Source organism: Streptomyces sp. NRRL B-24572 (assembly GCF_002156145.1).
Taxonomy (GTDB): domain Bacteria; phylum Actinomycetota; class Actinomycetes; order Streptomycetales; family Streptomycetaceae; genus Streptomyces; species Streptomyces vietnamensis.
This window is the reverse complement of record NZ_MWIG01000173.1, coordinates 1-7,396: the sequence shown is the minus strand read 5'-3', so window position 1 is coordinate 7,396 and position 7,396 is coordinate 1. Positions and strand designations below refer to the sequence as shown.

Below are 7,396 nucleotides of genomic sequence, written 5' to 3'. Positions count from 1 at the left end.
CTCGAACAGGGGGGACCCCCTTGCCCAGCGGGACGATTGCCCACACGGCGGTGGGGCGCCGCCCAGCCCGGCGCGGGCCCACACGGGCAGGGCGCGGGGCCCCACACGGCGGCGGGCGCGGGTCCGTACGGCGTGGGGTCAGTTGCGGTAGGACTCGACCTCTGCGGCCGGGCGGAGGGTCGCCTCGTCCGGATCCTCCCCGAACTCGGCCTTCGCGCGCCGCTGCCGCAGCAGGTCCCAGCACTGGTCGAGGCGTACCTCCAGGGCGGCGAGGCGGGTGCGTTCCTCGGGGGCGAGGCCGCCGGTGCCCGCGCGCTCCCGCAGGGCGCGTTCCTCCTCGACGAGGGCGCCGATGTCGTCCAGGATCTCCTCGTTCTCCATGCCTTACAGCGTGGCCGATCAGCGCCCGCCGCGCAGGTCGAGATCGGCGAGGACCGCCCGGTGGTCGGAGCCGGCGAGGGCGGGGAAGCGGATGCCGGCGACGCTGAAGTCGTCGCTGACCAGGACGTGGTCGATCTGGACGTACGGGGGGACGGGGCCCTCCGTGGGCCAGGTGGGGGTGCGGCTCGTGCGTGCGAGGCGGGCGGCGTCCTGGAGGCGGCCGCGGTCCAGGATCGCGCGGAAGGCGGCGTGGTCCTGGGAGGCGTTGAAGTCTCCGGCGAGCAGGAACGGCTCGTCGTACGGGCGGCCGGCGGCCACGGTCGCGATCCGGCCCAGCTCCCGCTTCCACGCGTCCACCCGGCCCGGCAGCGGCGGCAGCGGGTGGGCGAGTTGGAGGCGTACGGGCAGTCCGGCGATCTCGGCGGTGGCGCCCGGCATGCCCATGGCCGCCGGGATCACCCTCCCCCGAGCTCTCGGCTTCGCTCGAGCAGGGGGGATCCCCTTGTCGCGCAGCGGGTAGGCGCTGAGCAGGACGGAGCCGGCGGAGCCGTCGGCGTCGACGGAGGCGTGGTGGGGGAGTTCGGTGGCGAAGGTGCTGGTGAGGGTGTGTCCGCAGGCGCGGTCGCATTCGGAGACGAACACCAGCTGGGGACGTTCGCGTCGGATCGTGTCGATCAGCGCCCCGGTCGCCTCGCCGAACTCGATGTTGGCGGCGAGGACGCGGACCCGGGCGAGGGGCAGGCCGTAGGAGGTGATGAGCCGCGGCATGTACGGCAGGGCGCTCCAGGCGGTCGTGGCGAGGACGACGACGGCCAGGAGGGACAGGGCGCGGCGGCGGGCGGTCATCGCCAGCAGCGCTCCGAGTGCGGCGGGGACCGTCAGCCAGGGGAGGAGGGAGAGTAGCTGCGGTACGGGCGTGACCGCGTCCGTGTCCAGGATGCGGCAGCCCGCGATCACGGCGGGCACGATCAGGAGCAGCCCTCCGGCCCAGGCTGCCGTGCGGTGCCTGGGCCGGAGGGGCAGCGGGTCGTCCACGCGCCTCAGTGTCGCAGGGCCTGCGCGATCTCCGCCTTGGGTTCGCCCGAGAGGGTCCGATTGCTGCGTGCCGTACCGGTCTTGGACTTGCCGGGTTCGACGTCGTTGATGTTCAGGACGACCGCGTCGAGGAAGTTCCCGTCCTCGTCACGGAAGTTGACCATGATCGTGTAGTCGGCCTTCTCGTCCTTGGGGTTGGTCGCGGTGATCTCCGCGACCGTGCGGTCCCCGTCGGTGCTCGTCGGTCCGGCCTTGACGTCGGCGCCGGCGTTCACCCCGTCCTTGACCTCGTTCATCTTGTCCTGGGCGGCCGAGGCGATGGCCGCGGTGGCGGAGGAGACGATCTGGCCCGCCTTTTCCTTGGTGTTGTCGCAGCCGGTGAAGAGGACGAGGAGGGTGGCGGCGGTGAGGGCGACTCCCGTCGTGCGTCTCATCTGCCCGCTCCTCAGAACGTCTCGCCCCGGCCGTACGCGTCGTCCGTTGCCAGCGCCCAGATCACGAAGATCGAGATGGCCATGGAGAAGAGCGCCCACCACGGCTGGTAGGGCAGGAAGAGGAACTGGAAGAGGACGTTGAGGGAGGCGAGGGAGATGCCGGCGATCCGGCCCCACTCGGCGCCCCTGAGGATGCCGATGCCGGCGATGGCGACGATGACGCCGAGGATCAGGTGGATCCAGCCCCAGGTGGTGAGGTTGAACTTGAAGACGTAGTCGCCGATGCGGGTGTAGACGTCGTCCTCGGCGATGCCGGCTATGCCCTGGAAGACGTCCATGAAGCCGGTGACCAGCATGAGGACGCCGGCGAAGAGGGTGCCGCCGGAGGCCCAGGCTCCTGCGGTGCTCTGCTGGGGGGCCGCCTTGCGGGGTGCGGTGTTCTGGCTCATGGCCCCATCGTGGGAGCGTTCGTACGATTCCGAACTTTCAACTGGGCCGAACGAGTGAGCGGAGGAAGGCGTCGAGGGCCGCGTCGAACTCCTCGGGACGCTCCAGATTGGGCAGGTGGGCGGCCCGTTCGATCACGGTGAGCGTGGAGTGGGGCAGCAGGGCGTGCATCTCCTCCGCGTCCGCCACCGGGGTGTACGTGTCGTCCCGGCCGACGACGACGAGCGCGGGCACCGCGACGCCGGCGAGCGTCTCCCGGTAGTCGGGGCGCTCGGCCCGGCCGCGCAGGGCGGCGGCCGCGGCGACCGGGTCGGTGCTGCGCATCATGCGGTGGACGTGGGGTGCGGCGTGCGTGTTGTACGGGGCGACCATCCGGTCGAGGACCTCGTCGGCGTAACCGCGCATGCCCTCCCGCAGGAGCCGGTCGGCCATGGCGTTCCGGGCCTTCCTGCCGTCCTCGGTCTCGGCGGCGGGGAAGGTGTCGGCGAGGACGAGGCCCCGGACCCGCTCGGGGTGGCGGCGGACGAGCTCCATGGCGATCTGACCGCCCATGGAGAGGCCGGCGAGGACGCACTCCTCGATGCGGAGTTCGTCGAGGAGGGCGACGAGGTCCTCGGCGAAGTCGCCGAGGAGGGTCGCGCCGGTCGTGGTTCCCAGGGGCGTGGCGCCGTATCCCCGCAGGTCGGGGGCGACGACCCGGTATCCGGTGCGGGAGAAGCGGTCGATCTGCGGCTGCCACATGGTGTGGTCGAAGGGATGGCCGTGGACGAGGAGGAGAGCGGGGCCGGTGCCCCGGTCCTCGTAGAAGGTGGGCATGACGGCAGGCTAGGCAGCCCCAACTGCTCGGTGCAATGAGATCTTTGCTCTCGGTGCAATGCGGGTGGTGCGGGCGATGAAGGCGATGAGGGGGGCGGGGCTCGTGGAGGAGTACCGGAGGATCGCCGACCGGGTCGAGGCCGCCGTACGGGACGGGCGGCTGCGCCCCGGCGACCGGCTGCCGCCCCAGCGGGTCTTCGCCCGCCGCCACGGGATCGCGAACTCCACGGCCATCCGCGTGTACGGGGAACTGGCCCGCCGCGGACTGGTCGTCGGCGAGGTCGGGCGCGGCACCTTCGTCCGGGCCGCGCCCCCGCTGCCCGGGCCCGCGCTCGCCGAGGCGACCGGCGCCGCGCCCGTCGACCTCCAGCTCAACTACCCGGCGGCCGGAGGCCAGTCGGAGCTGATGGCCCGCGCGCTCGCGGCGCTCGCCCGGCCCGACGTGCTCGCCGAGGCCGTCTCCCGGCCGGCCGCCGCGACCGGTACGGCCGAGGCCCGGGAGGCCGCGGTGGCCGTCCTCGCCCGGCCCGGCTGGGCGCCGGACCCCGACGGCGTCCTCTTCGCCGGGAACGGCCGCCAGGCCATCGCCGCCGCGCTCTGTGCCCTCGTCCCGGCCGGCGGCCGGCTCGGCGTCGAAGCGCTCACGTACCCCCTGGTCAAGGCGGTCGCGGAACGCCTCGGCATCCGGCTGGTCCCGCTCGCCCTCGACGCGGAGGGGGTACGGCCGGAGGCCCTGGAGGCCGCGCACCGGGCCGGGCCCCTCGCCGCCGTCTACCTCCAGCCCACCCTCCACAACCCGCTCTCCACGACCGCGGGGGAGGAACGGCGGGCCGAACTCGCCGCACTCCTCCGCCGCCTCGACCTGACGGCCGTCGAGGACACCACCTGGGCCTTCCTCCTCCCCGACGCGCCCGCGCCGCTCGCCGCGCACGCCCCCGAGCGGGTCCTCCTCGTCGACAGCCTCTCCAAGCGGCTCGCCCCCGGACTGACCGTCGGCTACGTCGTGGCGCCGGCCCGTCTCCGCACCGCTGTCGCCGACGCCCTGCGCTCCGGCGCCTGGACCGCCGGCGGGCTCGCGCTCGCCGCCGCCACCCGCTGGACCGGGGACGGGACGGTCGCCGAGGCGGTCGCGCTCAAGCGGGCGGACACGGAGGCCCGGCACGCCCTGGTCCGGCGCCGACTGGCCGGCCAGACCTTCCGCACCTCCCCGCACGCGTACTACTGCTGGTGGGAGCTGCCCGCGCCCTGGCGCGCGGAGACCTTCACGGCGGCGGCCGCCGCACGCGCGGGCGTGGCGGTCACCCCGGGCAGCGCCTTCGCGGTCGGGCGCGGTGCGGCTCCCGACGCCGTCCGGCTGGGCCTCGCGTCCCCGCCGCACGCGGTGCTCGACGAGGCCCTGACCCGCCTGGCGGCGGTGGCGGCGGAAGGCTGATCCACTTGCGGGGCACGGGGCGCGGGTGTGCCCTGGAGGGTGCGGGACCCGGAACCAGGGGGGCGAGAGACGAAGGAGCTCCTGCCATGGCCGCACACGCAGCGGTGCCCACCAGGCGCCGGATCAGTACGCACGGCTGGGGACTCCCGGTCACGATCGGCGTCCTGTACGGCTTGTACGCGGAGGTGAACGCCCGCGACGGCGGCGCGCTCAGCTGGGGACAGTTCTGGCTGGGTCTCATCTCCGCCGTCGTCCTCGCCGTCGCGCTGTACGCCCTCCGGCGCTACGGCCACGCCCTGCCGCGCGAGGTCCGCGGCGGCGCCTGGGGCGCCCTCGCCGGCATCGCGGTCGGCTTCCTGTACAGCCTCACGGGCGCGAGCATCTACTCGTCGACGGTGCTGGGGCTGATCACGGGAGTGGTGATCGGAGGCGCGGCGTTCTACCTCTTCTACACACACGAGGACGCGACGGGCCACCCGGCCCCGTACTGACGCCACCGCCCGCGTTGTGGGCACCCGCCCTTTGTGGGCCCGCGCCCGCCCGTTGTGGGCAATCGTTCCGCTCGAGCAGGGGGACCCCCTTGCCCCAGCGGGACGATTGCCCACACGGCAGCGGGTGCGGGCCCACGCGGGTACCGTCCAAGCCAGGTGCGGGCCCGCCCCGGTGTGGGGTCAGTCCAGGCGGAGGTCCGCCAGTTGCTTCTCGAAGGGGACGACCTCGTCCTCGTCCGTGCGCCGGGCCGGCCGCGCCGCCACCGCGTCCGCGAACTCGTTGCCCGCCCGGGTGATCCGGGCCGGCAGTCCTTCCGTGTACTCGTCGCCGCCCGAGCCCCAGTCCTCCGAGGCCGCGTAGACGGCGGTCGGGGAGACGGAGGCGCGGAGGTAGGCGAACAGGGGGCGCAGGGCGTGGTCCAGGACCAGGGAGTGGCGGGCCGTGCCGCCGGTCGCCCCGATGAGGACCGGCGTACCGCTCAGCGCCGTCGGGTCGATCAGGTCGAAGAACGACTTGAACAGGCCGCTGTAGGAGGCGGTGAAGACGGGGGTGACCGCGATGACGCCGTCCGCCGCCGTCACCTTCTCGATCGCCTCCTCCAGCGCCGCCGACGGGAAGCCCGTCACGAAGTTCTTCGCGATGTCGACGGCCAGGTCGCGCAGTTCGACGACCTCGACGTCGACGGCGTACTCCTGCTCGGCCAGCCGGTACCGGGCCGCCTGGAGCAGCCGGTCGGCGAGCAGCCGGGTGGAGGACGGGGCGCTCAGTCCGGCGGACACGGCGACCAGCTTCAGCGTCTGCATGGCGTCAGATCTCCTTGGAAGCGAGGACGGCGGGGTGGAGGGGGGCCGTCTCCGGGACTCCGGCCGGCCGCAGGTTCGCGAACTCCTTGCGCAGCACCGGGACGACCTCCTCGCCGAGGATGTCGAGCTGCTCCAGGACCGTCTTGAGGGGCAGTCCTGCGTGGTCGACGAGGAACAGCTGGCGCTGGTAGTCGCCGACGTACTCGCGGAAGGACAGGGTGCGTTCGATGACCTCCTGCGGGGAGCCGACGGTCAGCGGGGTCTCGCGGCTGAACTCCTCCAGGCTCGGACCGTGGCCGTAGACCGGCGCGTTGTCGAAGTACGGGCGGAACTCCCGTACCGCGTCCTGCGAGTTCTTGCGCAGGAACACCTGGCCGCCGAGACCGACGATGGCCTGCTCCTCCGTGCCGTGGCCGTAGTGCGCGTACCGCTGCCGGTAGAGCCGGACCATCTTCTCGGTGTGCTGCTTGGGCCAGAAGATGTGGTTCGCGAAGAAGCCGTCGCCGTAGTACGCGGCCTGTTCGGCGATCTCGGGGGAGCGGATGGAGCCGTGCCAGACGAACGGCGGGACGCCGTCGAGCGGGCGCGGGGTGGACGTGAAGCCCTGGAGGGCGCTGCGGAACTTGCCCTCCCAGTCGACGACGTCCTCCCTCCACAGCTTGTGGAGGAGCGCGTAGTTCTCGATGGCGAGCGGGATGCCCTGGCGGATGTCCTGGCCGAACCACGGGTAGACCGGGCCGGTGTTGCCGCGGCCCATCATCAGGTCCACGCGGCCGTCGGCGAGGTGCTGGAGGGTCGCGTAGTCCTCGGCGATCTTCACCGGGTCGTTGGTGGTGATCAGCGTCGTGGACGTGGACAGGATCAGGTTCTCCGTGCGGGCGGCTATGTGCCCGAGGAGGGTCGTCGGGGAGGACGGCACGAACGGCGGGTTGTGGTGCTCGCCGGTCGCGAAGACGTCGAGCCCGACCTCCTCGGCCTTGAGCGCGATCGCGACGGTGTTCTTGATGCGCTCGTGCTCGGTGGGGGTACGGCCGGTGGTGGGGTCGGTCGTCACGTCACCGACGGTGAAGATCCCGAACTGCATCGTGCTCACCTCTCGCGGGTCCTGCCTTGCGGACTATTGGTTGAATCTTAAACCATCATCTCCAACGGTGCGACTCCCTCCTCTATTCCGGCCCGTACCCTGGGACGCATGACGGAGAAGGCGGCGCACGACAACGAGCGGTGGAAGGAACGGGGCGTGATGCTCCGCGTCTTCGTGTACGTCTTCGCGACGCACGCCTTCGCGGGCTTCGTCTGGCTGCTCTTCTACGTCGGGCAGAACGCCCAGAAGTGAGGGCCGCCACACCCCGCCCACCTGCGGCCCTCACGTAGAGTCGCCCGCGTGAACGCTGCGATATCGGTGGTGTCGGTCGTCGGAATCGGCGCGGACGGCTGGGACGGGCTCCCCGAGAGCTCCCGCCGCGTCCTGCGCGCCGCCGAGGTCCTCATCGGCGCCCCCCGCCAGCTGGGCCTCCTCCCCGCCGCCGACTGCCCCGGCGAGCGGATCACCTGGC

General features: G+C 72.7%; 10 protein-coding genes and 1 pseudogene. 4 read left to right on the top strand and 7 right to left on the bottom strand.

The annotated features are described in order from the left end of the window. Positions 1-138 precede the first annotated feature (138 nt). Genes CCN56_RS11325 through CCN56_RS11305 form a run of 5 tightly spaced genes read right to left on the bottom strand, consistent with a single transcriptional unit; the run spans position 139 to position 3,113 of the window. Complete coding sequence (locus CCN56_RS11325) at positions 139-381, bottom strand: DUF2630 family protein (protein WP_086826085.1); 243 nt, start codon at positions 379-381, stop codon at positions 139-141. Between the two features lie 18 nt (positions 382-399). Further along, positions 400-1,416: an endonuclease/exonuclease/phosphatase family protein gene (locus CCN56_RS11320; RefSeq protein ID WP_256961909.1), complete on the bottom strand. Its 1,017-nt coding sequence runs from the start codon at positions 1,414-1,416 to the stop codon at positions 400-402. A 5-nt stretch (positions 1,417-1,421) separates the two neighbouring features. Then, positions 1,422-1,850 (bottom strand): hypothetical protein, encoded by a 429-nt coding sequence (locus CCN56_RS11315; protein WP_086826081.1) that lies wholly within the window; start codon positions 1,848-1,850, stop codon positions 1,422-1,424. An 11-nt stretch (positions 1,851-1,861) separates the two neighbouring features. Further along, positions 1,862-2,299, bottom strand: a complete 438-nt coding sequence (locus CCN56_RS11310) for a hypothetical protein (protein ID WP_086826079.1) — start codon at positions 2,297-2,299, stop codon at positions 1,862-1,864. Between the two features lie 37 nt (positions 2,300-2,336). Further along, complete coding sequence (locus tag CCN56_RS11305) at positions 2,337-3,113, bottom strand: alpha/beta fold hydrolase (protein WP_086826077.1); 777 nt, start codon at positions 3,111-3,113, stop codon at positions 2,337-2,339. A 76-nt stretch (positions 3,114-3,189) separates the two neighbouring features. Here CCN56_RS11305 and CCN56_RS11300 point away from each other — a divergent pair, with 76 nt between their 5' ends. Continuing rightward, positions 3,190-4,545: a PLP-dependent aminotransferase family protein gene (locus CCN56_RS11300; RefSeq protein ID WP_256961908.1), complete on the top strand. Its 1,356-nt coding sequence runs from the start codon at positions 3,190-3,192 to the stop codon at positions 4,543-4,545. An 86-nt stretch (positions 4,546-4,631) separates the two neighbouring features. Next, entirely contained in the window at positions 4,632-5,036 is a 405-nt protein-coding gene (locus CCN56_RS11295; protein ID WP_086826076.1) for a hypothetical protein, read from the top strand. 180 nt (positions 5,037-5,216) lie between these two features. On the opposite strand, the gene CCN56_RS11290 is transcribed toward CCN56_RS11295, so the two are convergent. Both CCN56_RS11290 and CCN56_RS11285 read right to left on the bottom strand, forming a co-directional pair. Continuing rightward, positions 5,217-5,840, bottom strand: coding sequence for an FMN reductase (locus tag CCN56_RS11290; RefSeq protein WP_086826074.1), 624 nt, complete (start codon positions 5,838-5,840; stop codon positions 5,217-5,219). A 4-nt stretch (positions 5,841-5,844) separates the two neighbouring features. Continuing rightward, the gene (locus CCN56_RS11285; RefSeq protein WP_086826087.1) at positions 5,845-6,924 is read right to left on the bottom strand and encodes an LLM class flavin-dependent oxidoreductase; all 1,080 of its coding nucleotides are present in this window, start codon (positions 6,922-6,924) and stop codon (positions 5,845-5,847) included. A gap of 108 nt (positions 6,925-7,032) precedes the next feature. Here CCN56_RS11285 and CCN56_RS43105 point away from each other — a divergent pair, with 108 nt between their 5' ends. Together CCN56_RS43105 and CCN56_RS44420 are read left to right on the top strand one after the other, a co-directional pair. Beyond that, positions 7,033-7,176, top strand: coding sequence for a DUF6126 family protein (locus tag CCN56_RS43105; RefSeq protein ID WP_179199797.1), 144 nt, complete (start codon positions 7,033-7,035; stop codon positions 7,174-7,176). Positions 7,177-7,242: 66 nt separating this feature from the next. Beyond that, positions 7,243-7,396 (top strand): annotated as a pseudogene (locus tag CCN56_RS44420) (cobalamin biosynthesis bifunctional protein CbiET); the annotation flags it as partial.

Bases quoted from the DNA above. Each gene is read 5' to 3' on its own strand.
- CCN56_RS11325 (WP_086826085.1), bottom strand. From the start codon at position 381: ATGGAGAACGAGGAGATCCTGGACGACATCGGCGCCCTCGTCGAGGAG.
- CCN56_RS11315 (WP_086826081.1), bottom strand. From the start codon at position 1,850: ATGAGACGCACGACGGGAGTCGCCCTCACCGCCGCCACCCTCCTCGTC.
- CCN56_RS11310 (WP_086826079.1), bottom strand. From the start codon at position 2,299: ATGAGCCAGAACACCGCACCCCGCAAGGCGGCCCCCCAGCAGAGCACC.
- CCN56_RS11305 (WP_086826077.1), bottom strand. From the start codon at position 3,113: ATGCCCACCTTCTACGAGGACCGGGGCACCGGCCCCGCTCTCCTCCTC.
- CCN56_RS11300 (WP_256961908.1), top strand. From the start codon at position 3,190: ATGAAGGCGATGAGGGGGGCGGGGCTCGTGGAGGAGTACCGGAGGATC.
- CCN56_RS11295 (WP_086826076.1), top strand. From the start codon at position 4,632: ATGGCCGCACACGCAGCGGTGCCCACCAGGCGCCGGATCAGTACGCAC.
- CCN56_RS11290 (WP_086826074.1), bottom strand. From the start codon at position 5,840: ATGCAGACGCTGAAGCTGGTCGCCGTGTCCGCCGGACTGAGCGCCCCG.
- CCN56_RS11285 (WP_086826087.1), bottom strand. From the start codon at position 6,924: ATGCAGTTCGGGATCTTCACCGTCGGTGACGTGACGACCGACCCCACC.
- CCN56_RS43105 (WP_179199797.1), top strand. From the start codon at position 7,033: ATGACGGAGAAGGCGGCGCACGACAACGAGCGGTGGAAGGAACGGGGC.